Genomic DNA, 24,686 nt, shown 5'->3' on the forward strand with positions numbered 1-24,686 from the left:
GGCATCTGACCGCACTTCACCCCCAAATTTGATCCTCTCACCCTTTTTTCACAAAAACGCTTGCCGCGAATTTGCAGTTTATTGATAATGATTATCATTGCTACATTGATTGTTATTTATAAACATTATGTCACGTACGGATAACACTGCGGCAACGCCGCCAAAAACAGACACAGCATCCGCCCCCGCCGAGCGTCGCATTGACAGCAAAACCCTGCTGGGCGATGAGGGACGGGTCATTATCGAGCATGACGGTCAACGCTACCTGCTGCGCCAGACCCATGCCGGAAAATTGATCCTCACAAAATAAACAACACAAAAACTCCGCCAGCCACCCAGGTGAACCCCAGGCAGCCAGCGCTTTCAATTCTTAATGGAGAGTTGCTATGCCACACCTGCCTTCCGCGCCTTTACGTCCGTCACTTCTGGCGCTGGCGATTGTCAGCACCCTGCCGGGCGTCGCGTTTGCTACCACAGATGAAATGACCGTGACCGCCACGGGTAACGCCCGTAGCGCCTTCGAAGCCCCCATGATGGTGAGCGTGATTGACGCCAGCACACCGGATAAACAGACTGCCAGCTCGGCAGCCGACCTGCTGCGTAACGTCCCCGGCCTGACGCTCGATGGCACCGGACGTACCAACGGCCAGGACGTTAACCTGCGCGGTTATGACCGTCGCGGCGTGCTGGTACTGGTTGACGGCGTGCGCCAGGGAACCGACACCGGCCACCTGAACAGCACGTTCCTCGATCCGGCGCTGATTAAACGTATCGAAGTGGTGCGCGGTCCGTCGGCCCTGCTGTACGGCAGCGGCGCGCTGGGCGGTGTGATTGCCTATGACACCGTCGATGCCAAAGATCTGCTTGAGCCGGGTAAAAACAGCGGCTATCGGGTGTTCGCTACCGGTGCGACGGGCGATCACAGCATCGGCATGGGGGCCAGCGCCTATGGCCGCACCGATACCCTGGACGGGCTGCTCTCCTGGTCGAGCCGGGATCGTGGCGATCTGCGCCAGAGTGACGGCACCACCGCCCCGAACGACGAATCCATTCAGAACATGCTGGCGAAGGGCAGCTGGAAAATCGACGCGGCCCAGAGCCTGAGCGGCTCCCTGCGCTATTACAATAACGCTGCACAGGAGCCGAAAAACCCGCAAACCAGTACAGCAGACAGCAGCAGTAACCCGCTGACCGACCGCTCCACCATCCAGCGTGACGCGCAGCTCGGCTATCACCTTGCTCCACAGGGTAACGACTGGCTGAACGCCGACGCGAAAATTTACTGGTCCGAAGCACGTATCAACGCCCAGAACATCGACGGCAGCGGTGAGTTTCGCAAACAGACCACCAAAGGCGGCAAAGTGGAGAACCGCACCCGCCTGTTCAGCGATTCCTTTGCCTCACATCTGCTGACCTACGGCGGTGAGTATTATCGTCAGGAGCAACGCCCGGGCGGGGCAACAACGGGCTTCCCGCAGGCACAAATCGATTTCAGCTCCGGCTGGCTGCAGGATGAAATCACCCTGCGCGACCTCCCCGTGACCCTTCTTGGCGGCACGCGCTACGACAACTACCGCGGCAGCAGCGACGGCTACAAGGATGTGGATGCCGATAAGTGGTCCTCCCGTGCCGGGTTAACCGTCAGCCCGACCGACTGGCTGATGCTGTTCGGCTCTTACGCGCAGGCGTTCCGCGCGCCAACCATGGGCGAAATGTATAACGACGCCAAACACTTCTCCATTGGCCGCTTCTATACCAACTACTGGGTGCCTAACCCCAATCTGCGCCCGGAAACCAACGAAACGCAGGAGTATGGTTTTGGTCTGCGCTTTGATGATCTGATGCTGGCCAACGATGCGCTGGAGTTTAAAGCCAGCTATTTCGATACCAACGCCAAAGACTACATCTCCACCACCGTCGATTTTGCGGCGGCGACCACCATGTCATATAACGTCCCGAACGCCAAAATCTGGGGCTGGGACGTGATGGCGAAATACTCCGCCGACCTGTTCAACCTCGACCTCGCCTATAACCGCACGCGCGGAAAAGATACCGACACGGGCGAGTATATTTCCAGCATCAACCCGGATACCGTCACCAGCAAGCTGGATATTCCGCTGGCACAAAGCGGCTTCTCCGTCGGCTGGATCGGTACCTTTGTCGATCGCTCAACGCACATCAGCAGCAGCTACAGTGAGCAACCCGGCTACGCGGTTAATGATTTCTACGTGAGCTACACCGGCCAGGCGCAGCTTAAAGGCGTTACCACGACGCTGGTGCTGGGCAACGCCTTCGACAAACAATACTGGTCGCCACAGGGCATTCCGCAGGATGGCCGAAACGGGAAGATTTTCGTCAGTTATCAATGGTAATCCCCGCCCCGGCTGCCCGGGGCAATGCTTTGAGAGGAAAAGACAATGCATCACTACACACGCTGGCTTGAGCTAAAAGACGAAAATCCGGGTAAGTACGCGCGCGACATCGCAGGTTTAATGAACATCAGCGAAGCCGAGCTGACCTTCGCCCGTGTGGGCCATGACGCCTGGCGCCTGCGCGGTGACGTCCGCGAGATCCTGGCCGCGCTGGAAGCGGTGGGCGAAACCAAATGCATCTGCCGCAACGACTACGCCGTTCACGAGCAGGTCGGCGCCTTTACCCATCAACACCTGAGCGGCCACGCCGGGCTGATCCTCAACCCGCGCGCGCTGGATCTGCGCCTGTTCCTTAACCAGTGGGCGAGCGTATTTCATATCAGCGAGGCCACCGCCCACGGCGAGCGGCAGAGCATTCAGTTCTTCGACCACCAGGGCGACGCCCTGCTGAAGGTTTACGCCACGGATAACACCGACCTCACCGCCTGGGGCGATCTGCTCACCCGCTTTATCTTTGCCGGGAATCCGCCGCTGGCGTTGAAAACGGCCGATGTCCCGGCTCACGCTGAAAACCCGGACGCCTCGCTCGTGGACACAGAGTGGCGTGCCATGACCGACGTGCATCAGTTCTTCAGCCTGCTCAAGCGCCACAACCTCAGCCGTCAACAGGCGTTTCGCCTGGTGGGCGACGATCTGGCCTGCAGGGTCGACAACACCGCACTGGCCCAGCTGCTGGAAACGGCACGCCAGGACGGGAACGAAATTATGATTTTCGTCGGCAACCGCGGCTGCGTGCAGATCTTCACCGGCGTGGTGGAAAAACTGATGCCGATGAAGGGCTGGCTGAACATCTTCAACCCGGCTTTTACCCTGCATCTGCTGGAAGGCGCCATCGCCGAATCCTGGGTCACGCGCAAACCGACGGCTGACGGGCATGTCACCAGCCTGGAGCTGTTTGCCGCCGACGGCACGCAGATTGCCCAGCTGTACGGCCAGCGGAGCGAAGGCGAACCCGAGCAGAGTCAGTGGCGCAGCCAGATCGACGCCTTAACGGCAAAAGGGCTGGCCGCATGAAAAAATGGCTTGCCCTGATCAGCGCCCTGCCGCTGCTTGCATTTGCTGCGCCACAGGAGAAAATCGTCGCGCTCGGCGGCGACGTCACCGAGATTGTCTATGCGCTCGGCGCTGCGTCTTCCCTGGTGGCACGCGACAGCACCAGCCAGTGGCCACAGGCGGCGAACACGCTGCCGGACGTGGGCTATCTGCGCCAGCTGAATGCCGAAGGCATTTTGTCCATGCGCCCCACGCTGGTGCTGGCCAGTGCACAGGCACAGCCGTCTCTGGCGTTAAAACAGGTAGAGCAGAGTCACGTCAGGGTGATCACCGTTCCGGCAGGCAATGACCTCAGTGTTATCGATGAAAAGGTTCGGGTTATCGCTGAGGCGACGCACCGCGAGGCAGAAGGGGAAACGCTGCGCAACTCGCTGCGTCAGGCGCTGTCGGCGCTTCCCGCGTCACCGCTCAATAAACGGGTGCTGTTTATTCTCAACCACGGCGGGATGACCGCGATGGCCGCCGGGCAACAGACCGCAGCGGATGCTGCCATTCGTGCGGCAGGGCTGCAGAACGCGATGCAGGGCTTCACTCGCTATCAGCCGCTGTCTCAGGAAGGCGTTATCGCCAGTCAGCCCGACCTGGTGGTGATCTCGCAGGATGGCGTGAACGCTCTGGGTGGGGCGGATGCGGTGTGGCAACTGCCCGGTCTGGCACAAACTCCAGCGGGACGTCACCGGCAGATGCTGGCCATCGACGATATGGCGCTGCTGGGCTTTAGCGTGCGAACGCCACAGGCCATCCAGCAGTTACGCCGTAAAGCGGAGCAATTGCCCTGATGTCCCGACGCGCCGTACTGGCATTGTGGTTGCTGGCCGCGCTGCTGGCCGTCATGACGCTGGCGGCCAGCGGTGTGGGCGCGTTGCGCCTGCCGGTCAGCCTGCTGTGGACCGGCAGCGACGACGCGCTGCGTCAGATCTGGCTGACGATCCGCCTGCCCCGCGTGCTGCTGGCGCTGGCAATCGGCGGCTCACTGGCGCTGGCGGGCTGTGTGATGCAGGGACTGTTTCGTAACCCGCTGGCCGATCCGGGCCTGCTGGGGATCAGCAGCGGCGCAGCACTCGCCGTTGCGCTGTGGGTGGTTATTCCGCTCTCGCTGCCCGCGCTGGTGATGCTGTACGCCCCGATGCTGGCGGCGTTTCTCGGCGCGCTGGCCGCGACTTTCGTCATTTTCCTGCTTAGCCGGCAACGTGACAGTTCCCTGTCGCGACTGCTGCTGGTGGGGATTGCCATCAATGCCCTGTGCGGGGCGGCCGTCGGCGTGCTGTCATGGCTCAGTAATGATGCCCAGCTTCGCCAGCTCTCACTCTGGGGCATGGGCAGCCTCGGCCAGGCGCAGTGGTCAACGCTGCTGGCCGTCTGCTCGCTGATGGTTCCCACCGTGCTGGTTATCTGGCGCCTGGCTGGCGCACTTAATTTGCTGCAGCTTGGCGAAGAAGAGGCGCACTACCTTGGGGTGGAGGTGGCCGTTGTGCAGCGGCTCCTGCTGCTGTGCAGCGCCCTGCTGGTGGCCGCCGCGGTGGCCGTCAGCGGTGTCATCGGCTTTGTTGGCCTTGTGGTGCCACACCTGGTGCGCATGTGGCTGGGGGCCGACCACCGGGCGGTGATCCCCGGCTCGGTGCTGGCCGGTGCGTTACTGTTGCTGGCTGCCGATACGCTGGCGCGAACCCTGGTCGCCCCGGCGGAAATGCCGGTCGGTTTATTGACCAGTCTTCTCGGTGCGCCGTGGTTCCTGTGGCTTATCTTTCGTCGCGGAGGTGCGCATGGCTGAACGCTACTGTGCGGAAAATATTGTCTTTCACGCCGGGCAACGGACGCTGATCGACGACGTGTCGCTGACCCTCTCTCAGGGCGAACTGGTGGCGTTGATTGGCCCCAACGGTGCCGGGAAATCGACCTTGTTACGCCTGCTTACCGGCTATCTCAAACCCGCGAGCGGACGGTGCAGTCTGGCGGGAACGCCGCTTGCGGCCTGGCCGCCGGACAGACTCTCCCGCTACCGGGCGGTCATGCGCCAGAATACCCAGCTCGGATTCGACTGGCCGGTAGAAGCGGTGATCGGGATGGGGCGTGCGCCGTGGACGCGCCGCCCTGAGGCGTCGGTGATTGAGGAGGTGATGGCCATCTCCGGCTGTTTACCGCTGGCGGGCAGGCAGTTTGCGGCGCTCTCCGGCGGGGAGCAGCAACGCGTTCAACTCGCCCGCGCGCTGGCACAGCTCTGGTGCGACGGTGCGCCGCGCGGCTGGCTGTTTCTGGATGAACCCACGTCCGCGCTGGATCTTTACCACCAGCAGCATCTGCTGCGCCTGCTCTCTTCCCTGACCCGTCGGGGGCATTTGCATGTCTGTGTTGTGCTGCACGATCTCAATCTGGCGGCGCTGTGGGCGGATCGGATCCTGTTGTTACATAACGGCAAAATGGTCGCTCAGGGGGCCCCGGAGGCGGTTCTGCAGGCCGATACGCTGACGCGCTGGTACGGCGCGCAGGTGCAGGTTGGCCGACACCCGGCTCATGCTGCACCTCAGGTGTTTCTCGCCCCTTGATCGGGCTGATAAAAATCTTTCAGGGTTTCCAGCAGGGCATGCGCCGCTTTTGAGAGCTGCGTGTGCCCCGGATGGATCACCCCGATACACTTTTCTATCGGCGGGCTGTCCAGCGGAATGCAGACCGCACCCAGCGATGTCATCTGCGCCTCGCACAGCGCCGGTACGGCACTGCCGCCCAGCCCGCTGGCGACCATCCTTCCTACCGTCACCAGCTGATGGCTCTCCAGCGCCACCTCCAGCTTGCGGCCGCTACGGGCCAGCTCCTCTTCCATCATCAGGCGCACCGCCGAGGGGCGCTGCAGGGTAATGAAATCCAGCGTCAGCAGTTCATTCCAGGAGAGGCGTTTTTTCACCGCAAGGGGGGACGCTTTCGGCACAATGGCGACAAACCGGTCGAGGCCCAGCGGCGTATACAGCAGGTTATGCGTCGGTGCTGGTTCAAAGGCGATCCCCATCTCGACCCGCCCTTCCCGCACCATCTCAATCACCTGTTCGTTGATGACATCATGCACGGTGACGTTGATCCCTGCATGGCGATCGCGAAACGCTTTCAGCACCTCCGGCAGGACGTTAGCCGCAAACGACGGCATGGCCGCGACCGAGATTTTGCCGCGCTGCAGCGTAAAGCACTGGTGCATTGCCTCTTCGACGTTATCCCAGTCAGCCAGCAGCTGCCGCGCCATCGGTAAAAAGGTTTCGCCCTCCTGCGTCAGGGTGACCTTACGCGTGCTTCGCTGCAGCAGCGGGCCTCCCAGCGCATCCTCCAGCCCTTTAATTGTCAGGCTGAGGGCTGGCTGAGAAAGATTTAACCGTTCGCTGGCGTGCGCAAAATTGAGAGTGTGAGCTACCGCTAAAAACGCGCGTAACTGTTTGACACTCATTCTCATTTTTCATCCTGTTAACTAATTGAAAAAATTTAGTTAACAGGAAATTAATAAAAAAACCAAATGAGTGGGTCACAAATTCAAAATTAACAAAAGAGTCGTCGCCCCCAATGATACCGCCACGGACAACAGGAGGGATGGCTATGGCAGGACTGGATAAGCGCGTCGGCAGCTATGCGCAGGCGCTGGAGGGGCTGACGGACGGGATGACATTGCTGGCGGGCGGCTTTGGCCTGTGCGGTATTCCTGAAAATCTGATTGCGGAAGTCAAACGCCGTCAGGTGCAGGGCCTGACGGTGGTATCGAACAACTGCGGCGTGGATGGTTTCGGGCTCGGGCTGCTGCTGGAGACGCGCCAGGTGCGGAAGGTGGTGGCGTCTTACGTCGGCGAGAACGCGCTGTTCGAACAGCAGGTGCTGAGCGGCGAGCTGGAGGTTGAGCTGACGCCCCAGGGCACGCTGGCCGAAAAGGTGCGCGCGGGCGGGGCCGGTATTCCGGCATTTTACACGGCCACCGGCTATGGCACGCCCGTGGCCGCCGGGAAAGAGGTACGTCAGTTTGCCGGTAAGCACTACATCCTTGAAGAGGCCATTACCGGCGATTTTGCGCTGATCAAAGGCTGGAAAGCGGACTGGTACGGCAATGTCATCTACCGCCACACCGCGCAAAATTTCAACCCGCTAATGGCCACCGCAGGACGGATAACCGTGGTGGAGGTGGAAGAGATTGTCCCGCCGGGTGAGCTGCCGCCGTCCTCCATTCACACCCCGGGAATTTACGTCGACAGGCTGATTGTCGGCCAGTTTGAGAAACGCATTGAACAGCGCACGCTGCGCGCAGAGGGAGTCTGACCATGTTAACCCGCGAACAGATGGCCATGCGCGTCGCCCGCGAGCTGCGCGACGGTTACTACGTCAACCTGGGGATCGGCATCCCGACGCTGGTGGCGAACTACATCCCCGCCGGCATGGACGTGATGCTCCAGTCAGAGAACGGACTGCTGGGGATGGGGGAATTTCCCGATGCGCAGAGCCTTGATGCCGACATGATTAATGCTGGTAAGCAGACCGTTACCGCACGAGCCGGTGCCGCCATTTTCGACTCGGCCCAGTCCTTCGCCATGATCCGGGGTGGTCACGTCGACCTCACGGTGCTCGGGGCGTTTGAGGTGGACGTGGAAGGCAACATCGCCTCGTGGATGATCCCCGGAAAGATGGTGAAAGGCATGGGCGGCGCCATGGATCTCGTCGCCGGGGCGCAGAACATCATTGTCGTGATGACCCACGCGTCGAAGAGCGGTGAGTCCAAACTGCTGTCGCGCTGCACGCTACCGCTCACCGGCGTGGGCTGCATCCGCCGGGTGTTAACCGACCTGGCCCTGCTGGAAATTAAAGACGGTGCGTTCATTCTGCGGGAATACGCCCCCGGCGTCGGCATTGACGAGATCGTCAGTAAAACTGCCGGAAAAATCATCGTGGCGGACGACGTTCGCGAAATGCGCTTTAGCTGAGGACTCAACATGAAAAACGTCATGATAGTCGGGGCAACGCGAACGCCGATAGGCAGTTTTCGCGGTTCGCTCTCTCCCCTTTCCGCCGTTGAACTTGGTGCTGTCGCGGTACGCCGCCTGCTTGAGGAGAGCTCGCTTTCAGCAGGTGACACAGACGAACTGATTTTTGGGCAGGTGCTGACGGCAGGCTGCGGACAAAACCCGGCACGTCAGACGGCTATCGCCGCCGGGCTGCCCGCCAGTACCCCTGCCACCACGGTCAATCTGGTCTGCGGCGCGGGGCTGAAGGCGGTACAGCTTGCGGCACAGGCTATCCGCTGTGGAGACGCAGAGGTGGTGATCGCGGGCGGTCAGGAGAGCATGAGCAATGCCCCTTACCTACTGGATGGCGCCCGTTCCGGGCTGCGTTTTGGCCACACAGGCCTGCAGGACAGCATGATCGTCGACGGCCTGTGGGATGCGTTTAACGATTACCACATGGGGATCACTGCGGAAAACGTCGCCCGGCAGTACGGCATTTCACGCGAACAGCAGGATGCCTTCGCCGCCGGGTCACAGCAAAAGGCGGCGTCTGCCATCGAATCTGCTCGCTTTGAGGCCGAGATTACCCCGGTAACGGTGAAACAGGGCAAGAAGCCGCCATTGGTGATTCGTCATGACGAACAACCCCGGCCAGGAACCACCGCAGAACAGCTTGCGCAACTGCGCCCCGCGTTTCGCCAGGAGGACGGCACGGTCACGGCGGGGAATGCCTCCACCCTGAACGATGGCGCCGCCGCGGTGTTGCTGATGAGCGAAGAAAAAGCACAGGCGAGCGGACTACCGATGCTGGGCCGGATCGTGAGCTACGCCGTTACCGGGGTTGATCCGTCCGTAATGGGCATCGGCCCCGTCAGCGCCTGCCAGACCGCGCTGGCGCGGGCAGGCTGGACGCTGGATGAGGTGGATCTCATCGAAGCCAACGAAGCTTTTGCCGCGCAGGCGCTGGCGGTTGGTAACCTGCTTGGCTGGGATGCGCGCAAGGTGAATGTTAACGGTGGCGCTATCGCGCTGGGCCATCCGATTGGTGCATCCGGCTGTCGGATCCTTGTGACGCTGCTGCATGAGATGCAGCGCCGTGACGCCAAAAAAGGGCTGGTCACTCTGTGCATAGGCGGCGGGCAAGGCATTGCGCTGACCGTCGAGCGTTAAACCTCTCGTGAGTACCCGAATATAACAACAGTAAGGAGTCGCAATGAGTGTGTTAATTGCCCTGGCGGCGCTGGCGCTGCTGATGCTGGCGGCCTATCGCGGATATAGCGTTATTCTTTTTGCGCCCATTGCGGCGCTGGGTGCCGTGCTGTTAACCGACCCGGGCGCTGTCGGCCCGACGTTTACCGGCCTGTTTATGGAAAAGATGGTGGGCTTCGTCAAGCTCTACTTCCCGGTGTTCCTGCTGGGCGCCGTGTTTGGCAAGCTGATTGAACTCTCCGGCTTCTCACGCTCCATTGTTGCCGCAGCGATTCAAATCCTTGGCCGCCGCCACGCCATTCCGGTGATTGTGCTGGTCTGCGCGCTGTTAACCTACGGCGGCGTGTCGCTCTTTGTGGTGGCGTTTGCCGTTTATCCTTTCGCCGCCGAACTGTTTCGCCAGAGCGGGATCCCCAAACGGCTGATCCCGGCGACCGTGGCGCTGGGGGCGTTCTCGTTCACCATGGACGCCCTGCCCGGCACGCCGCAGATCCAGAATATTATCCCCACCAGCTTCTTCGGCACTAATGCCTGGGCTGCCCCCTGGCTGGGGCTGATTGGCTCGCTGTTTATTATCTGCTTTGGCCTGCTCTGGCTGGAGCGCCAGCGGCGGAAAGCGCTCAATAACAATGAAGGTTACGGCACGGATCTGAAAAACGAACCGGAAACGCCGGACAACATTAACCTTCCCCATCCGCTGATTGCAATTTCCCCCCTGCTGGTGGTGGGGATCCTCAACCTGCTGTTTACCCGCTGGATCCCCGGCTGGTATGGCACCAGCCACGAGCTGACCCTGCCCGGACTGGCAAAGCCGATTGTGACCGAGGTCAGCAAGATCACCGCCATCTGGGCCGTGGAAGCCGCGCTGATTTCCGGTATCGTGCTGGTGCTGATCTTTGGTTTTCGCAACATCCGGGGACGTCTGGCGGAAGGCAGCCGGACGGCAGTGAGCGGCGCGATCCTGGCGGCGATGAATACCGCCTCGGAATATGGTTTCGGTGCAGTTATCGCCGCCCTGCCCGGCTTTCTGGTCTTATCCCACGCGCTGGCGGCTATTCCGAACCCGTTACTGAATGAAGCGATCAGCGTAACCGTTCTCGCCGGGATCACCGGTTCGGCTTCAGGTGGGATGAGCATTGCGCTGGCGGCCATGGCAGACAGCTTTGTCGCCGCCGCCCATGCCGCGAATATTCCGCTGGAGGTCCTGCACCGGGTGGCTTCTATGGCCAGCGGTGGCATGGATACACTCCCCCATAACGGCGCGGTCATTACGCTGCTGGCCATCACCGGTCTTAGCCATCGTCAGGCCTATGGCGGTATTTTCGCCATCACGATCATCAAAAGTCTGGCGGTGCTTTTTGTCATTGCCGTGTTCTATCTCACCGGCATTGTGTAAGGAGAATAAAATGAATCTGAACGGTAAAACGGCGCTGGTGACCGGCTCGACCAGCGGTATTGGTCTGGGCATCGCCCGCGTACTGGCAAAGGCCGGAGCGCAGCTGATCCTCAACGGTTTTGGCGACAGTGACGCAGCAAGAGAAGAGATCGCCCGGCTGGGGAAAAAACCGGGTTATCACGATGCAGATCTGCGTGACGCTCTGCAAATCGACGCGATGATGCGCTACGCCGACACGCAGTTCGGCGGAGTGGATATTCTTATCAATAATGCCGGGATACAGCATGTCGCCCCGGTTGAGACGTTCCCGGTGGAGAAATGGAACGACATTATTGCCATTAACCTGTCGTCGGTGTTTCACACCAGCCGACTGGCGTTGCCTGCAATGCGCGAGAAAAACTGGGGACGCATCATTAATATCGCCTCCGTGCATGGGCTGGTGGCATCAAAAGAGAAGTCAGCCTATGTCGCCGCCAAGCATGGGGTGGTCGGTTTTACAAAATCCCTGGCGCTGGAGACTGCCCGCACCGGTATTACTGCTAACGCCATCTGCCCGGGATGGGTACTTACGCCGCTGGTTCAGCAGCAGATCGACAAACGTATCGCAGAAGGTGTGCCTGCGGATCGGGCGCGCGAGCAGTTGCTTGCGGAGAAACAGCCATCAGGAGAGTTTGTTACGCCAGAACAGCTGGGTGAACTGGCGCTGTTTTTATGTAGCGACAGCGCCGTGCACGTGCGGGGCGCGGCGTGGAATATGGACGGCGGGTGGGTCGCCCAGTGACGTATCGGCCGGGCAAGCCTGTGCTTCCCGGCCATAACATTAGCTTGAGCAACTGACCTCCAGCCGCTTGCCCCAGTCAGGCGGGCGGCTGACATAATCGTCGTCCCGGTCGGCAAACGGCGTGCGCAACGCTACGTGCAGCCGGTGTAATTCTGCATACTCACCTTGCTCCGCCTGCTCAATCGCCCGCTGCGCCAGCCAGTTGCGCAAGACCATCGCCGGGTTCGCCGCGTTCATCTGCGCCTGCCGGGTCGCGTCATCCACCTGCTCTTGTTGCAGGCGCGCGCGGTAAGTGGCAAACCAGTCGTCAAACGCCTGTCGGTCGATAAACTCATCGCGCAGCGGTGAGGCAGCGCTATGCTGCTCTGTCTGGCCGAGCATACGGAAGGTACGGGTATAGTCGCTGCCCTCACCCGCCATGAGCGCAAACAAGCCATTCAGAATAGTGTTATCGCCCTTCTCCTGCGTCATCAGCCCCAGTTTGTTGCGCATCAGCGTGCCGTATTCGCGCAGCAATGTCTCCTGATAGCCGTCGAGCGCATCATTCAGGGCATCAACGTCGATAAACGGCGACAGGGATTGCGCCAGACGCTGCAGATTCCACAGCCCCACCGCCGGCTGATTGTCAAAGCTGTAGCGCCCCTGATAGTCCGAGTGGTTGCAGATATACCCCGGCTGGTAGTCATCGAGAAAACCAAACGGACCGTAATCAAAGGTCAGCCCCAGAATTGACATGTTGTCGGTGTTCATCACGCCATGAGCAAAGCCTACGGACTGCCAGCGGGCAATCATGATTGCCGTGCGGGCAACCACATCGCGGAACCAGAGGTGGTATTTGTCGGCCTCGTCCTGTAACTGCGGCCAGTGCCGTCGGATGGCGTAATCGGCAAGCTGGCGTACTTTTTCCGGCTCGCGGCGATAATAAAAGTGTTCAAAATGGCCGAAACGCAGATGGCTTTGCGCAATGCGCATCAGCATCGCGCCTTTTTCTACCGTTTCGCGGACCACCGGGGTGTCACTGGTCACTATCGTCAGCGCGCGCGTGGTGGGAATACCCAGCGCATGCATCGCTTCCGACGCCAGACTTTCACGGATGGTTGAGCGCAGTACCGCGCGCCCGTCGCCCATGCGTGAATAGGGTGTGAGACCCGCCCCTTTCAGGTGCCAGTCGACCGTCTCTCCGTCGGGGAGCTGTTGTTCGCCGAGCAGGATCCCACGGCCGTCCCCCAGCTGTCCCGCCCAGACGCCAAACTGGTGTCCGCTATAGACCTGAGCGAGGGGCTGCATGCCATCGAGCAGCGTTTCCCCTCCCCAGACGCCCGCGCCGTCTGAAGGCTGGAACATTTCCGGTGGGATAGCCAGGTCGTTCGCCAGCGAATCGTTATGCCAGACAAGACGGGAATGATGTAATGGTGTTGGTTTGAGTGCGGTATAAAAACCCGGCAACTCGTCATGCCAGTGCGCAGTAAAAGACAGGGTCATAAGTCCTCCTGCTTTTAGTGTAGAGGGTTTACCCGGACTTAAACACGGGCGAAAGAAAGGGTTATCACTGAACCAGCGTGGTGACGCGCTCTGCAGTTACGGCAGGCCACAGCGCCCCCTGCATGGCACCAAAGTTGAAGGATAAAACGCGCTGCAACAGGGCATGATCGTCAATACCGGCGACGAGCACAGACTGACAATGTGACGTTATTTGCCACAGAATAGCGCGCATAAAGGGCTCAAAAGAAAGCGCTGCCGCGTGCTGCTGGATAAACCCTTTGTCCAGAATGACACGTTTAAACAAACCATCATAAACGGCTTTAAGCGAGGCTTCACCGGCACCAAAGTTTGCCAGCACCAGCGGAAAATGAATCGCCATTCTCGCCAGTTCGGGATCGTCTTTTCCGTTATTTAAACCTGGATAATTCTCATTAACAGTAAACTCAAGAAACGGATAACGCTCAAGTATTGAAACAGCGTTCCCATTACTTAATAAAAACTCAACTATTACAGGTGTAATATTGATCCATGCAATTAACTGATGCTGAATAAAAAACAGTTTGCAGGTATCAAGCAATTGCAGTTTTTCTTGAAACAGCGCTAACTCTTCTGCCGGTGTCAGACGTGGGATAACGAGTTCAGTGGGGATCCGTACATCGCTGCCGACGCCAGTAAAGTTAACCGTCACCTCTAATCCTTTAAGCTCACCGGCATTATTGCGGGCAGGCTGGAGCAACAGTTCAGACTGGTAGGCATTATCTAACGTAATAATCATTGCACTCGCCCCGCATTAAAGATGAGAGAGGACATCCTGGAGCAATTGCTGACACAATTCCACTGTCTTGATTTTAATAAGTTTAATTTCATTAGATCCGTATTAATTTTCAGATTTATCCCTGAATCTAAAATAATCTTATCCTGGTTGCTGCGTAATAGCCAGTTTTAGATAAAACAGACACATAAGGACATAAGTAATTTGTTGTAAATTTAACTTTAATCATCTTATTTGCAAAAAAACGGCATGGTTTAATTGTGCCATGCCGTCAGAAATGCGTGGTCGGTGGCGGACTAAATACGTCGTGCCTGCCAGAAATTTTTACGCCAGTAAACATTATCGAGCGAAGAACGCATCACCCCACGACTGGTCGAGGCATGAATAAACTGGTTATCCGTATCATAAATGCCAACATGCAGACCACTTTCACCCGAGCCGGTTTTGAAAAAAACCAGGTCGCCGGGTAACAACTCATCTTTATCAATTTCGGTACCGATTTCAGCCTGTTTGCGCGTTTCGCGTGGAAGCTGCAAATCAAACTTATCCCGGAACGTCATCAGCACAAAGCCGGAGCAATCCACACCACCGCGACTCATGCCACCGTAGCGATACGGTGTCCCGCGCCAGTTGCTCAGCTGATCGTTCAGGCTGGCAATCACAGTGATTGAATCTGAAAGTCGTGGGTTAGGCGGCGGTGCGCGATGGCTACTGCATCCCGCAAGAAATAACGCTGCCACCATGAGAAACCAGAATCGCATGTCCAGACGAATCCTCTGCTTTTTTTATTCTTTTCGTAATTTAGCGTGCAATGGCGCTAACAGGCAAGAAACGGTTACTCGTGTGCGGTAGAAATCAGCATCTTATGCCCTTCGATATCCAGCCTGCGGAACGGCATATGGTAAGCACGAGCGAGATTTGGCGGCGTAAGGACGCTATCGCGCGTGCCGCTGGCAATCATCTTCCCGCGCGCCAGAAGCCAGACGCTGTGCGCATGGCGCAGCGTATGGTTAAGGTCATGGCTGCTCATCACCACGGCAATGCCTTGTCGACACAGTGCGCTGAGGAGCGTGTCCAGCGCCGCCTGTTGCGCCACGTCCAGACCGCTCATCGGCTCGTCCAGCAACAACAGTCGCCCGTGAGGGTTGCCCGCCGGATGGATCTGAAGGATCACCGCCGCCAGACGGACGCGCTGCCACTCGCCACCGGAAAGCTGGCTGGCATGCCGGGAAAGTTTGTCCTCTAACCCCAACGCTGCCGCCACTTCGGTGAGCAGCGCGGTCTGCTGTTTATCGTGCAGATGCAGCATCAGATAGTGCCAGACCGGCATCGCAAACGGCGGGACCTGCTGCTGAACAAGGTAGCTCCGCCGGTGCGCCAGCGCGACCGCCGACCAGTCACCAAGGGGGCTATCGAGCAAGGTGATCAAGCCTGGCCCGACTGTCAGCCCCGCCATGCGCACCAGCAGCGTACTCTTCCCTGCCCCGTTTGGCCCCACCAGATGCAGGATTTCACCTGCACGGATGGCCGCCGTCACCGGCTCCAGACGCCCCGTCTCGGCAACGTCCGTGAGCTGCATCAGCTGCGTCATTATTTCGCCAGCGCCAGCTTGATTGACTCCATGACGATAGGATCTTCAGGCGTCATATCCGGAGAAAAACGCTGAACGACCTGGCCGTCACGACCAATCAGGAATTTTTCGAAATTCCACAGGATGTCGTCCGGATAGAGCGGTGCTCGCCCTTTGCTGGCCATACGCTCGTAAAAGCCACTGCCTTCCGGTGCCACGGCGGTCGGCGCGGCGGCCACCAGTTTGGCATACAGCGGGTGACGATTTTCGCCATTCACATCAATTTTGCTGAACATCGGGAACGTCACGCCATAGGTGGTGCTGCAAAACGTTTTGATCTCCTCTTCGCTGCCCGGCTCCTGACCCAGGAACTGATTGCACGGGAAGCCCAGCACGGTAAAGCCGTCTTTCTCCCAGGCTTTCTGAATGTTCTCCAGCTGCTCGTACTGCGGCGTCAGACCACATTTGGAGGCCACGTTCACAATGAGCAACACGTTGCCTTTGTAGCGTTCCAGGGTGGTTTTGTCCCCGTCGATGGTGGTCACTTCGGTATTCAGAATATCAGACTGCATAGCATTTCCTCAGGTTATCGATTTAACGTCCAGCTTTTAATAGTAGCCAGATAAACACCGGCGCGCCCAGCGTGGCGGTGACCACACCGATGGGCAACTCAGCGGCGTTCAGGGCGAGCCTGGCGATGATATCCGCCACCAGCAGCGTTGCCGCACCGGCCACTGCCGAGGCGGGAAGTAAGATTCGATGGTCGGTGATGCCACACAGACGCAGCATGTGCGGGATAACCAGCCCGATAAAGCCAATCGCCCCCGCCAGCGCCACGCTCACTCCCACCAGCCAGCCAATTGCAATCACCAGCGCATTGCGCCAGACGCCAATCGGCATCCCAAGCTGGCGGGCTGAGGTTTCACCAAGAGCGAGAATATTCAGCGGCTGCGACTGCACGCCCGCCCACAGTATGACCGGGACCAGCAGCACCATCAGCCAGCCCTGCCGCCAGTCTACGCCGCCAAACCCGCCCATCATCCAGTACATCAGCTGACGCAGATCGAACGAGGTGGAGAAGTAGACAGCCCAGGTCATCAACGCGCTGCAGATGATCCCCAACGCAACCCCGGCAAGCAGCAGCCGACTGGTTGATAAATGGCGTCGTGCGAAGCGCAGGAGAATAAGGGTGATCAGCAATGCCCCGAGAATGGCGCTGAGGCTAACGCCCCAGGGGGAAAGCGCCCCACCGCCGAGCATCACCGCGGCAATCAGCCCTACACCGGCGCCATTTGAGACACCGAGCAGCCCCGGCTCTGCCAGAGGGTTTTCAAACAACGCCTGCATAATGGTGCCTGAGAGCGCCAGCGCGGCACCGACCAGGATCACCGCCAGCGTGCGCGGCAGACGAATTTGCCAGACGAAAAGCTGCCCTTCAGGACCAAACCAGCGTGCCGGGCTTAGCCACTGGTCGCCGGCACACAGGCTGAAACCGGCGGCAACAAAAAGCAGCAGCACCAGCAAAAGCAGGCGGCGTCGATCGGAACGCTGTTGGCGATGGGCAAAATCAAGCATGTGTACGGTTTTATTAGCGTGAGATGTAATTGATTTTACGGCGGGTTTGCCAGCGAGAGCAAAGAAAAAAGGCCGCGAAAGCGGCCTTTTTAGTTAGTTCATATTACTCTGTTTTGGGCGTTGCGTTTTCGACACGGCTTTTTAACTTCTGTCCGGGTCTGAAGGTCACCACGCGGCGGGCTGTAATGGGAATATCTTCCCCCGTCTTCGGGTTACGGCCCGGACGTTGGTTTTTGTCTCGCAAATCAAAATTGCCAAAGCCGGAGAGTTTTACCTGCTCACCATTTTCCAGAGCACGACGGATCTCTTCGAAAAACAGCTCTACCAGCTCTTTGGCATCCCGTTTGCTAAGCCCAAGCTTATCAAACAGATATTCTGACATTTCAGCTTTTGTAAGCGCCATAGGTTCAATCCCTCAATGATGCCTGGAATCGCTCTTTTAATGCCTCTACACATTTGGCGACGGTAGCGGCAATCTCCTCTTCTTCGAGTGTACGGCTGGTATCCTGAAGGATAAGGCTGATAGCGAGGCTCTTGAAACCTTCTGCTACGCCCTTGCCGCGGTACACGTCAAATAAGTTTACGCCAACTACCTGATTTACGCCAACTTTCTTACACTCGGCCAAAATATCTGCTGCAGGCACGTTTTCAGCGACCACAACCGCGATATCACGGCGGTTTGCCGGGAAGCGAGAGACGTCCTGCGCCTGTGGAATCACGCGGTCTGCAACCGGACTCCATTCCAGCTCAAACACGATGGTACGGCCGTTCAGGTCCAGTTTACGTTCCAGCTCAGGATGAACAACGCCAATAAAACCAATGCGTTTGCCCGCTAAATAGATAGCCGCACTTTGACCCGGATGGAGTGCCGGAATGGCTTCTGCACGGAATTCAATTTCAGATAATTTACCGGTCAGATCGAGAATCGCTTCCAGATCGCCCTTCATATCGTAGAAATCAACCGTGCCTTTTGCCAGGTCCCAGTGCTCTTCATAGCGATTACCGCTGATGGCGCCAGCCAGCATGAGATCCTGACGGATGCCTAAATTTGCCTGATTATCCGGCACAAAGCGCAAACCGCTTTCGAAAATTCGCACACGGTTTTGCTGACGATTCTGGTTGTAGACAATCGTGCCCAGCAGGCCGGTCCACAGAGACAGGCGCATTGCCGACATCTCGCTGGAGATCGGGCTTGGCAGGATCAGCGCTTCCTGGCCTGGATGGATCAGCTGCTGCAGCTTAGGATCGACAAAACTGTAGGTGATCACTTCCTGATAACCTTTGTCGTTCAGCATGGTTTTCACACGCTTAAGGGAGAGATCGGCTTCACGGTGGGAGCCCATCACCAGACCGGCCTGTACCGGCTCGTCAGGGATGTTGTTGTAGCCGTAGACGCGGGCCACTTCTTCCACCAGATCTTCTTCAATCTCCATGTCGAAACGCCATGACGGCGCAACGGCTTTCCACTCGTCCTGCCCTTCCGTCACGTCGCAACCCAGACGCTTCAGAATATCGGTGACCTGTGCATCGGCAACGTGGTGGCCAATCAGGCGATCCAGCTTGCTGCGACGCAGGGTAATGGTCGCGCGCTTCGGCAGGGTGTTTTCGTTGGTTACATCAATAACCGGGCCCGCTTCGCCGCCGCAGATGTCGATCAGCAGACGGGTCGCACGTTCCATCGCTTTGTACTGCAGCGCCGGGTCAACGCCGCGCTCGTAGCGGTGAGAGGCATCGGTGTGCAGACCATGACGACGTGCGCGACCGGTAATAGAGAGCGGGCTGAAGAAGGCACATTCCAGCAGAACGTTTTGCGTTTCATCGTTCACGCCAGAGTGTTCGCCACCGAAGATCCCGCCCATCGCCAGCGCCTTGCCGTGATCGGCAATCACCAGCGTGTCGGCATTCAGTTTTGCTTCGCTGCCGTCCAGCAGAACCAGGGTTTCACCCTCTTTCGCCATACGCACGATAATCCCGCCGTCGATACGATCTTTATCGAACGCGTGCATTGGCTGACCCAGTTCCAGCAGAACATAGTTGGTCACGTCAACAACCGCATCAATAGAACGGATACCGCAGCGACGCAGTTTTTCTTTCATCCACAGCGGGGTTGGCGCTTTGACGTTGATACCTTTCACCACACGACCGAGGTAGCGTGGGCAGGCCTCAGGCGCGTCTACCTGAATAGGCAGCACGTCGCTGATGGTAGCAGCAACCGGGGCGATCTCCGGCGCGTTCAGTTCGGTCTGGTTCAGCACCGCAACATCGCGGGCCACGCCGATAATCCCTAAGCAGTCCGCACGGTTTGGCGTCACGCTGATTTCGATGGTGTTGTCATCGAGCTTCAGGTATTCGCGGATATCGGTGCCGATTGGCGCATCCAGCGGCAGTTCAATAATGCCGTTGTGATCGTCGGAAATACCCAGCTCGGAGAACGAGCACAGCATGCCTTCAGACGGCTCACCACGCAGTTTGGCCGCTTTAATTTTGAAATCGCCCGGCAGCACGGCGCCGACAGTCGCCACGGCCACTTTCAGGCCCTGACGGCAGTTTGGCGCGCCGCAGACGATATCCAGCAGACGATCGCCACCCACATTAACTTTGGTGACGCGCAGTTTATCAGCGTTAGGATGCTGACAGCATTCAACCACTTCGCCCACGACCACGCCGGTGAAGGCGCCAGAAACCGGCTCTACACCGTCAACTTCCAGACCCGCCATGGTGATCTGGTTGGAAAGCGCTTCGCTGTCCAGCGTGGTGTTCACCCATTCGCGTAACCACAGTTCACTGAATTTCATTGTTCTGTCCTGCCCTTATTTAAACTGTTTGAGGAAACGCAGATCGTTTTCGAAGAATGCACGCAAATCGGTCACGCCATAACGCAGCATGGTCAGACGCTCCATGCCCATCCCGAACGCAAAACCGGAGTAAACTTCCGGGTCGATACCCACGTTGCGCAGTACGTTCGGATGCACCATGCCGCAGCCCAGCACTTCCAGCCATTTGCCGTTTTTGCCCATCACGTCCACTTCCGCAGACGGTTCGGTGAACGGGAAATAGGACGGACGGAAACGAACCTGCAGATCTTCCTCAAAGAAGTTGTTCAGGAAGTCGTGCAGCGTGCCTTTCAGGTTGGTGAAGCTGATGTTTTTATCAACTATCAGCCCTTCCATCTGGTGGAACATTGGGGTGTGGGTCTGATCGTAATCGTTACGGTAGACGCGGCCCGGTGCAATGATACGGATCGGGGGTTCCTGCTCCTTCATGGTACGGATCTGTACGCCAGAGGTCTGAGTACGCAGCAGACGGGTGGCGTCGAACCAGAAAGTGTCGTGGTCAGCACGTGCCGGATGATGGCCTGGAATGTTCAGAGCGTCGAAGTTATGGTAATCATCTTCGATTTCCGGGCCAGTCGCCACGGTAAAGCCGAGCTCACCGAAGAAACTTTCAATACGATCGATGGTGCGGGTCACCGGATGCAGGCCACCGTTTTCGATACGGCGCCCAGGCAGAGAAACATCGATCGTCTCTGCCGCCAGACGCGCATTCAGCACGGCACTTTCCAGCGCCGCTTTACGCGCGTTCAGAGCCTGTTGCACCTGCTCTTTGGCTTCGTTTATCACCGCACCGGCTGCCGGGCGCTCTTCCGGCGGCAACTCACGCAGGGTAGTCATTTGAAGGGTCAGATGCCCTTTCTTACCCAAATATTCGACGCGGACATTGTCTAACGCGGCAACATCTGAGGCCTGATTAATGGCGGCTGTTGCACTGGCAACCAGCTCTGCGAGATGTGACATGATTTTCCTCATTATGTCGGTACAGACACCGATTTGGTGGACGTATTCTCTCAAATTCAGGCACAAAAAAAGCCTCCATCGGGAGGCTTATCTGGCGCTGTTTTTCGTTTCATCTTTCACGCGCTAGCCTCCTGAAGTCAGGTGCTAAAGTAAAAGAAGAAGCGGAAAATAGCAGCATTCATGCTTGCGTTACCTTGTGTGGTAAAAACCGTTAAGACCTTATTGAAAAGCCTGCACGGATAAAAGTCAATCTTCTGATAAGGTTATACCCTAAATAATTCGGAACGAACGCAGCCAACGCAGGTACAGCTTGAAGTATGACGGGTATATGAAAAGAGGGAGCCAGGCCCCCTCTCTCAACTGGCTTATGCCAGTGCTGCTTTCGCTTTTTCGACCAGCGCGGTGAACGCGACTTTGTCGAATACTGCGATGTCAGCCAGGATCTTACGGTCGATTTCAACAGAGGCTTTTTTCAGGCCGTTGATGAATTTGCTGTAAGAAATACCGTTCTGACGTGCTGCTGCGTTGATACGCGCAATCCACAGTTGACGGAACTGACGCTTACGCTGACGACGGTCACGGTAAGCGTACTGACCTGCTTTGATAACAGCCTGGAAGGCAACGCGGTATACGCGTGAACGCGCACCGTAGTAGCCTTTAGCTTGTTTCAAAATTTTCTTGTGACGTGCACGTGCAATTACACCACGTTTTACGCGAGCCATGTGTGCTCTCCTGTATCTATTCTAAGTTAAAAAAGTTAAACGTTAACGACTTATGCGTACGGCAGGCACGCGATAACCAGGCCCAGATCGCCTTTAGAAACCATGGCTTTTGGACGCAGGTGACGTTTACGCTTGGTAGCTTTCTTAGTCAGAATGTGACGCAGGTTAGCGTGCTTGTGCTTAAAACCACCTTTACCGGTTTTTTTGAAGCGCTTAGCAGCACCGCGTACGGTCTTAATTTTTGGCATTTTAATAACTTCCACTTCGCATTGTTAAATAAACGAAACATAGGCGAGCAAAACCTATGAGGCCCGAAGGCTCCACAGATTTTGCTGCTTGAAGGCCTTACTGTTTCTTCTTAGGAGCGAGCACCATGATCATCTGGCGGCCTTCGATCTTCGTAGGGAAGGATTCGACTACTGCCAGTTCACTCAGATCGTCACGGACGCGGTTAAGCACTTCCATACCAATCTGTTGGTGGGCCATTTCACGACCGCGGAAACGCAGTGTGATCTTGGCCTTATCGCCATCTTCCAGAAAGCGAATCAGGCTGCGGAGTTTTACCTGATAATCGCCATCGTCGGTACCAGGACGGAATTTAATTTCCTTAACCTGGATAACTTTTTGCTTCTTCTTCTGTTCCTTAGAAGACTTACTTTTTTCATAAAGGAACTTGCCGTAGTCCATGATACGACAAACTGGCGGTTCGGCGTTAGGGCTGATTTCAACTAAATCTACTCCAGCTTCTTCAGCTTTTTCGATTGCTTCTCTCAGACTCACAATCCCCAGCTGCTCGCCTTCCAGACCTGTTAAGCGAACTTCCTGGGCGCGAATCTCGCCATTGATACGATTCGGACGTGCCGTTTGAACTCGTTTTCCGCCTTTAATACCTTATTCCTCCAGTTGTTGAAGACTGCGGCTGCGAATCTCTTGTTGCAGCTTCTCAATCACTTCACTTACGTCCAGGCTGCCCAGGTCTTTACCACGGCGGGTGCGAACGGCAACTTTGCCTGCTTCCACCTCTTTATCACCACAGACCAACATATACGGGACACGACGTAAAGTGTGCTCGCGGATTTTAAAGCCAATCTTCTCATTTCTCAAGTCTGCTTTTACGCGAATGCCCGCATTTTGTAGTTTCTGCGTCAATTCTTTAACGTAATCCGCCTGAGAATCGGTAATGTTCATGACCACTACCTGCACCGGCGCAAGCCAGGTTGGGAAGAAGCCCGCGAACTCTTCGGTCAGGATGCCAATGAAGCGCTCCAGAGAACCGAGAATAGCACGGTGAATCATTACAGGGACCTGACGCTCGTTGTCTTCGCCAACATAAGAGGCGCTTAAACGCTGAGGCAGGGAGAAGTCCAGCTGTACTGTGCCGCACTGCCAAGCTCTGTCGAGACAGTCATACAGGGTAAATTCAATTTTCGGACCGTAGAAGGCGCCCTCACCCAGCTGGTATTCAAACGGAATTCCGTTCTCTTCCAGCGCCACGGCGAGATCCGCTTCTGCACGATCCCAGGTCTCATCGCTACCGATACGTTTTTCCGGACGCGTTGAGAGTTTGACCACGATCTTCTCGAAGCCAAAGGTACTGTACATATCGTAGACCATACGAATACAGGCGTTAACTTCATCACGTACCTGATCTTCAGTACAGAAGATATGCGCATCATCCTGCGTAAAGCCACGAACACGCATCAGACCGTGCAGCGCACCTGATGGCTCGTTACGGTGGCAGCTACCGAACTCTGCCATACGCAGCGGCAGATCGCGGTAAGATTTCAGACCCTGGTTAAAGATCTGAACGTGGCCCGGGCAGTTCATTGGCTTGATGCAGTATTCACGGTTCTCAGAAGAGGTGGTGAACATCGCATCTTTGTAGTTGTCCCAGTGGCCGGTTTTTTCCCACAGCACACGGTCCATCATGAACGGACCTTTCACTTCCTGATACTGGTACTCTTTCAGCTTGGAACGCACGAAGGTTTCCAGTTCACGGAAAATAGTCCAGCCGTCGTTATGCCAGAAGACCATACCCGGTGCTTCTTCCTGCATATGGTACAGGTCAAGCTGTTTACCGATTTTACGGTGGTCACGCTTCGCCGCCTCTTCCAGGCGCTGCAGGTAGGCGTTCAGGGCTTTTTTATCTGCCCACGCGGTACCATAAATACGCTGCAACATCTTGTTGTTGCTATCGCCACGCCAGTAGGCGCCAGCAATTTTCATCAGTTTGAAGTGATGGCAGAAGCGCATGTTCGGCACGTGCGGCCCGCGGCACATGTCGATGTATTCCTGGTGATGATACAAGCCAGGCTTGTCATCATGAGCAATGTTCTCATCAAGAATAGAGACTTTATAGCTCTCGCCACGCTTCACGAAGGTTTCACGCGCTTCGTGCCAGCTGACTTTCTTCTTAATGACGTCATAGTTGGTTTCGGCGAGCTCGTGCATACGTTTCTCGAGCGCGTCGATATCTTCCTGGGTCAGGGTGTGGTCAAGGTCAACGTCGTAGTAGAAGCCGTTGTCGATAACCGGGCCGATCGCCATTTTGGTGTTTGGCCACAGCTGTTTGATGGCATGACCTAACAGGTGCGCACAGGAGTGACGAATGATCTCCAGACCTTCTTCATCTTTTGCGGTGATGATAGAGAGTTGCGCGTCGTTTTCGATCAGATCGGATGCATCAACCAGCTCACCGTTCACACGGCCCGCGATGGTCGCTTTCGCGAGTCCAGGACCGATGTCCAGGGCAACATCCATTGGGCTAACGGCGTGGTCGAAATGGCGTTGGCTGCCATCAGGAAGAGTAATTACAGGCATTTTATATCCTTATTTGCAGTGATGCCCCACACATAAGAGCATATACAAAGAAAATAATCATAGTTTAACAAGAGATTACGACACCATCTGACCAACAATCGTCAAATTGGCTCGTCATC

Annotated in this window: 26 protein-coding genes and 1 other annotated feature; of the genes, 11 read left to right on the forward strand and 15 right to left on the reverse strand. The window is 57.1% G+C overall.

Annotation, left to right across the window (positions count from 1 at the left end):
- The first annotated feature begins 127 nt into the window (after nucleotides 1–127).
- From hemP to AX755_RS18765, 6 genes are all read left to right on the forward strand, one after another.
- Nucleotides 128–310: a hemin uptake protein HemP gene (gene hemP, locus AX755_RS18740; RefSeq protein ID WP_020688348.1), complete on the forward strand. Its 183-nt coding sequence runs from the start codon at nucleotides 128–130 to the stop codon at nucleotides 308–310.
- Between the two features lie 76 nt (nucleotides 311–386).
- Nucleotides 387–2,372, forward strand: a complete 1,986-nt coding sequence (locus AX755_RS18745; protein ID WP_045295840.1) for a TonB-dependent hemoglobin/transferrin/lactoferrin family receptor — start codon at nucleotides 387–389, stop codon at nucleotides 2,370–2,372.
- Nucleotides 2,373–2,417: 45 nt separating this feature from the next.
- Entirely contained in the window at nucleotides 2,418–3,446 is a 1,029-nt protein-coding gene (locus AX755_RS18750; protein WP_062857243.1) for a hemin-degrading factor, read from the forward strand.
- The gene (locus AX755_RS18755) at nucleotides 3,443–4,264 is read left to right on the forward strand and encodes a heme/hemin ABC transporter substrate-binding protein (RefSeq protein WP_062857244.1); all 822 of its coding nucleotides are present in this window, start codon (nucleotides 3,443–3,445) and stop codon (nucleotides 4,262–4,264) included. Before AX755_RS18750 ends, AX755_RS18755 begins: the two co-directional genes overlap by 4 nt.
- On the forward strand, nucleotides 4,264–5,256 hold the full coding sequence (locus tag AX755_RS18760) for a FecCD family ABC transporter permease (protein WP_014831563.1): 993 nt from the start codon (nucleotides 4,264–4,266) through the stop codon (nucleotides 5,254–5,256). The genes AX755_RS18755 and AX755_RS18760 overlap by 1 nt, the downstream gene beginning before the upstream one ends.
- A complete protein-coding gene (locus tag AX755_RS18765; RefSeq protein WP_038419173.1) occupies nucleotides 5,249–6,028 on the forward strand; it encodes a heme ABC transporter ATP-binding protein in 780 nt (259 codons plus the stop codon). Before AX755_RS18760 ends, AX755_RS18765 begins: the two co-directional genes overlap by 8 nt.
- On the opposite strand, the gene AX755_RS18770 is transcribed toward AX755_RS18765, so the two are convergent.
- The gene (locus AX755_RS18770; RefSeq protein ID WP_062857245.1) at nucleotides 6,007–6,918 is read right to left on the reverse strand and encodes a LysR family transcriptional regulator; all 912 of its coding nucleotides are present in this window, start codon (nucleotides 6,916–6,918) and stop codon (nucleotides 6,007–6,009) included. The genes AX755_RS18765 and AX755_RS18770 overlap by 22 nt on opposite strands.
- Nucleotides 6,919–7,058: 140 nt before the next feature.
- Between AX755_RS18770 and AX755_RS18775 the strand changes: the two genes are divergently transcribed.
- The 5 genes from AX755_RS18775 to AX755_RS18795 are packed head-to-tail and all read left to right on the forward strand — an operon-like array spanning nucleotide 7,059 to nucleotide 11,832.
- Nucleotides 7,059–7,766 (forward strand): CoA transferase subunit A, encoded by a 708-nt coding sequence (locus AX755_RS18775; protein ID WP_062857246.1) that lies wholly within the window; start codon nucleotides 7,059–7,061, stop codon nucleotides 7,764–7,766.
- 2 nt (nucleotides 7,767–7,768) lie between these two features.
- Nucleotides 7,769–8,425, forward strand: a complete 657-nt coding sequence (locus tag AX755_RS18780; protein ID WP_062857247.1) for a 3-oxoacid CoA-transferase subunit B — start codon at nucleotides 7,769–7,771, stop codon at nucleotides 8,423–8,425.
- A 9-nt stretch (nucleotides 8,426–8,434) separates the two neighbouring features.
- Nucleotides 8,435–9,616: an acetyl-CoA C-acetyltransferase gene (locus tag AX755_RS18785; protein ID WP_062857248.1), complete on the forward strand. Its 1,182-nt coding sequence runs from the start codon at nucleotides 8,435–8,437 to the stop codon at nucleotides 9,614–9,616.
- A 43-nt stretch (nucleotides 9,617–9,659) separates the two neighbouring features.
- Nucleotides 9,660–11,051: a GntP family permease gene (locus tag AX755_RS18790; protein ID WP_013096992.1), complete on the forward strand. Its 1,392-nt coding sequence runs from the start codon at nucleotides 9,660–9,662 to the stop codon at nucleotides 11,049–11,051.
- Between the two features lie 10 nt (nucleotides 11,052–11,061).
- The gene (locus AX755_RS18795; protein WP_062857249.1) at nucleotides 11,062–11,832 is read left to right on the forward strand and encodes a 3-hydroxybutyrate dehydrogenase; all 771 of its coding nucleotides are present in this window, start codon (nucleotides 11,062–11,064) and stop codon (nucleotides 11,830–11,832) included.
- A gap of 39 nt (nucleotides 11,833–11,871) precedes the next feature.
- Here AX755_RS18795 and selO read toward each other — a convergent pair whose 3' ends face one another.
- From selO to thrS, 14 genes are all read right to left on the reverse strand, one after another.
- Entirely contained in the window at nucleotides 11,872–13,314 is a 1,443-nt protein-coding gene (gene selO, locus AX755_RS18800) for a protein adenylyltransferase SelO (protein ID WP_062857250.1), read from the reverse strand.
- 64 nt (nucleotides 13,315–13,378) lie between these two features.
- The gene (locus tag AX755_RS18805; RefSeq protein ID WP_020688361.1) at nucleotides 13,379–14,089 is read right to left on the reverse strand and encodes an EAL domain-containing protein; all 711 of its coding nucleotides are present in this window, start codon (nucleotides 14,087–14,089) and stop codon (nucleotides 13,379–13,381) included.
- A gap of 293 nt (nucleotides 14,090–14,382) precedes the next feature.
- Nucleotides 14,383–14,847, reverse strand: coding sequence for a C40 family peptidase (locus AX755_RS18810; protein ID WP_023620702.1), 465 nt, complete (start codon nucleotides 14,845–14,847; stop codon nucleotides 14,383–14,385).
- A gap of 74 nt (nucleotides 14,848–14,921) precedes the next feature.
- Nucleotides 14,922–15,677 carry a vitamin B12 ABC transporter ATP-binding protein BtuD gene (btuD, locus tag AX755_RS18815; protein ID WP_062857251.1) on the reverse strand — a complete coding sequence of 252 codons (756 nt, stop codon included), beginning with the start codon at nucleotides 15,675–15,677 and terminating at the stop codon, nucleotides 14,922–14,924.
- A complete protein-coding gene (locus AX755_RS18820) occupies nucleotides 15,677–16,228 on the reverse strand; it encodes a glutathione peroxidase (protein ID WP_020688363.1) in 552 nt (183 codons plus the stop codon). Before AX755_RS18820 ends, btuD begins: the two co-directional genes overlap by 1 nt.
- Before the next feature lie 22 nt (nucleotides 16,229–16,250).
- Nucleotides 16,251–17,231 carry a vitamin B12 ABC transporter permease BtuC gene (btuC, locus tag AX755_RS18825; RefSeq protein WP_038419164.1) on the reverse strand — a complete coding sequence of 327 codons (981 nt, stop codon included), beginning with the start codon at nucleotides 17,229–17,231 and terminating at the stop codon, nucleotides 16,251–16,253.
- A gap of 103 nt (nucleotides 17,232–17,334) precedes the next feature.
- Nucleotides 17,335–17,634, reverse strand: a complete 300-nt coding sequence (ihfA, locus tag AX755_RS18830; RefSeq protein WP_013097001.1) for an integration host factor subunit alpha — start codon at nucleotides 17,632–17,634, stop codon at nucleotides 17,335–17,337.
- Nucleotides 17,635–17,638: 4 nt separating this feature from the next.
- A complete protein-coding gene (gene pheT, locus AX755_RS18835; RefSeq protein WP_062857252.1) occupies nucleotides 17,639–20,026 on the reverse strand; it encodes a phenylalanine--tRNA ligase subunit beta in 2,388 nt (795 codons plus the stop codon).
- Nucleotides 20,027–20,041: 15 nt separating this feature from the next.
- Nucleotides 20,042–21,025: a phenylalanine--tRNA ligase subunit alpha gene (gene pheS, locus AX755_RS18840; protein ID WP_013097003.1), complete on the reverse strand. Its 984-nt coding sequence runs from the start codon at nucleotides 21,023–21,025 to the stop codon at nucleotides 20,042–20,044.
- 62 nt (nucleotides 21,026–21,087) lie between these two features.
- Nucleotides 21,088–21,212, reverse strand: a sequence feature (Phe leader region).
- Nucleotides 21,163–21,207, reverse strand: coding sequence for a pheST operon leader peptide PheM (gene pheM / locus AX755_RS25440; protein WP_001386830.1), 45 nt, complete (start codon nucleotides 21,205–21,207; stop codon nucleotides 21,163–21,165). (Overlaps the previous feature by 45 nt.)
- A 178-nt stretch (nucleotides 21,213–21,390) precedes the next feature.
- The gene (gene rplT, locus AX755_RS18845) at nucleotides 21,391–21,747 is read right to left on the reverse strand and encodes a 50S ribosomal protein L20 (RefSeq protein WP_000124850.1); all 357 of its coding nucleotides are present in this window, start codon (nucleotides 21,745–21,747) and stop codon (nucleotides 21,391–21,393) included.
- Nucleotides 21,748–21,797: 50 nt separating this feature from the next.
- Entirely contained in the window at nucleotides 21,798–21,995 is a 198-nt protein-coding gene (gene rpmI, locus AX755_RS18850) for a 50S ribosomal protein L35 (protein ID WP_001124225.1), read from the reverse strand.
- Between the two features lie 97 nt (nucleotides 21,996–22,092).
- Nucleotides 22,093–22,635, reverse strand: coding sequence for a translation initiation factor IF-3 (gene infC / locus AX755_RS18855; protein ID WP_023616141.1), 543 nt, complete (start codon nucleotides 22,633–22,635; stop codon nucleotides 22,093–22,095).
- A gap of 3 nt (nucleotides 22,636–22,638) precedes the next feature.
- Nucleotides 22,639–24,567 carry a threonine--tRNA ligase gene (thrS, locus tag AX755_RS18860; RefSeq protein ID WP_013097005.1) on the reverse strand — a complete coding sequence of 643 codons (1,929 nt, stop codon included), beginning with the start codon at nucleotides 24,565–24,567 and terminating at the stop codon, nucleotides 22,639–22,641.
- Nucleotides 24,568–24,686: the final 119 nt, after the last annotated feature.

It is taken from the genome of Enterobacter sp. SENG-6, from assembly GCF_001605945.1.
GTDB lineage: Bacteria > Pseudomonadota > Gammaproteobacteria > Enterobacterales > Enterobacteriaceae > Enterobacter > Enterobacter cloacae.

What these genes read in the sequence shown, in the direction of transcription:
- hemP (WP_020688348.1), top strand. Translation starts at nt 128, where the DNA reads ATGTCACGTACGGATAACACTGCGGCAACGCCGCCAAAAACAGACACA.
- AX755_RS18745 (WP_045295840.1), top strand. Translation starts at nt 387, where the DNA reads ATGCCACACCTGCCTTCCGCGCCTTTACGTCCGTCACTTCTGGCGCTG.
- AX755_RS18750 (WP_062857243.1), top strand. Translation starts at nt 2,418, where the DNA reads ATGCATCACTACACACGCTGGCTTGAGCTAAAAGACGAAAATCCGGGT.
- AX755_RS18755 (WP_062857244.1), top strand. Translation starts at nt 3,443, where the DNA reads ATGAAAAAATGGCTTGCCCTGATCAGCGCCCTGCCGCTGCTTGCATTT.
- AX755_RS18760 (WP_014831563.1), top strand. Translation starts at nt 4,264, where the DNA reads ATGTCCCGACGCGCCGTACTGGCATTGTGGTTGCTGGCCGCGCTGCTG.
- AX755_RS18765 (WP_038419173.1), top strand. Translation starts at nt 5,249, where the DNA reads ATGGCTGAACGCTACTGTGCGGAAAATATTGTCTTTCACGCCGGGCAA.
- AX755_RS18770 (WP_062857245.1), bottom strand. Translation starts at nt 6,918, where the DNA reads ATGAGAATGAGTGTCAAACAGTTACGCGCGTTTTTAGCGGTAGCTCAC.
- AX755_RS18775 (WP_062857246.1), top strand. Translation starts at nt 7,059, where the DNA reads ATGGCAGGACTGGATAAGCGCGTCGGCAGCTATGCGCAGGCGCTGGAG.
- AX755_RS18780 (WP_062857247.1), top strand. Translation starts at nt 7,769, where the DNA reads ATGTTAACCCGCGAACAGATGGCCATGCGCGTCGCCCGCGAGCTGCGC.
- AX755_RS18785 (WP_062857248.1), top strand. Translation starts at nt 8,435, where the DNA reads ATGAAAAACGTCATGATAGTCGGGGCAACGCGAACGCCGATAGGCAGT.
- AX755_RS18790 (WP_013096992.1), top strand. Translation starts at nt 9,660, where the DNA reads ATGAGTGTGTTAATTGCCCTGGCGGCGCTGGCGCTGCTGATGCTGGCG.
- AX755_RS18795 (WP_062857249.1), top strand. Translation starts at nt 11,062, where the DNA reads ATGAATCTGAACGGTAAAACGGCGCTGGTGACCGGCTCGACCAGCGGT.
- selO (WP_062857250.1), bottom strand. Translation starts at nt 13,314, where the DNA reads ATGACCCTGTCTTTTACTGCGCACTGGCATGACGAGTTGCCGGGTTTT.
- AX755_RS18805 (WP_020688361.1), bottom strand. Translation starts at nt 14,089, where the DNA reads ATGATTATTACGTTAGATAATGCCTACCAGTCTGAACTGTTGCTCCAG.
- AX755_RS18810 (WP_023620702.1), bottom strand. Translation starts at nt 14,847, where the DNA reads ATGCGATTCTGGTTTCTCATGGTGGCAGCGTTATTTCTTGCGGGATGC.
- btuD (WP_062857251.1), bottom strand. Translation starts at nt 15,677, where the DNA reads ATGACGCAGCTGATGCAGCTCACGGACGTTGCCGAGACGGGGCGTCTG.
- AX755_RS18820 (WP_020688363.1), bottom strand. Translation starts at nt 16,228, where the DNA reads ATGCAGTCTGATATTCTGAATACCGAAGTGACCACCATCGACGGGGAC.
- btuC (WP_038419164.1), bottom strand. Translation starts at nt 17,231, where the DNA reads ATGCTTGATTTTGCCCATCGCCAACAGCGTTCCGATCGACGCCGCCTG.
- ihfA (WP_013097001.1), bottom strand. Translation starts at nt 17,634, where the DNA reads ATGGCGCTTACAAAAGCTGAAATGTCAGAATATCTGTTTGATAAGCTT.
- pheT (WP_062857252.1), bottom strand. Translation starts at nt 20,026, where the DNA reads ATGAAATTCAGTGAACTGTGGTTACGCGAATGGGTGAACACCACGCTG.
- pheS (WP_013097003.1), bottom strand. Translation starts at nt 21,025, where the DNA reads ATGTCACATCTCGCAGAGCTGGTTGCCAGTGCAACAGCCGCCATTAAT.
- rplT (WP_000124850.1), bottom strand. Translation starts at nt 21,747, where the DNA reads ATGGCTCGCGTAAAACGTGGTGTAATTGCACGTGCACGTCACAAGAAA.
- rpmI (WP_001124225.1), bottom strand. Translation starts at nt 21,995, where the DNA reads ATGCCAAAAATTAAGACCGTACGCGGTGCTGCTAAGCGCTTCAAAAAA.
- thrS (WP_013097005.1), bottom strand. Translation starts at nt 24,567, where the DNA reads ATGCCTGTAATTACTCTTCCTGATGGCAGCCAACGCCATTTCGACCAC.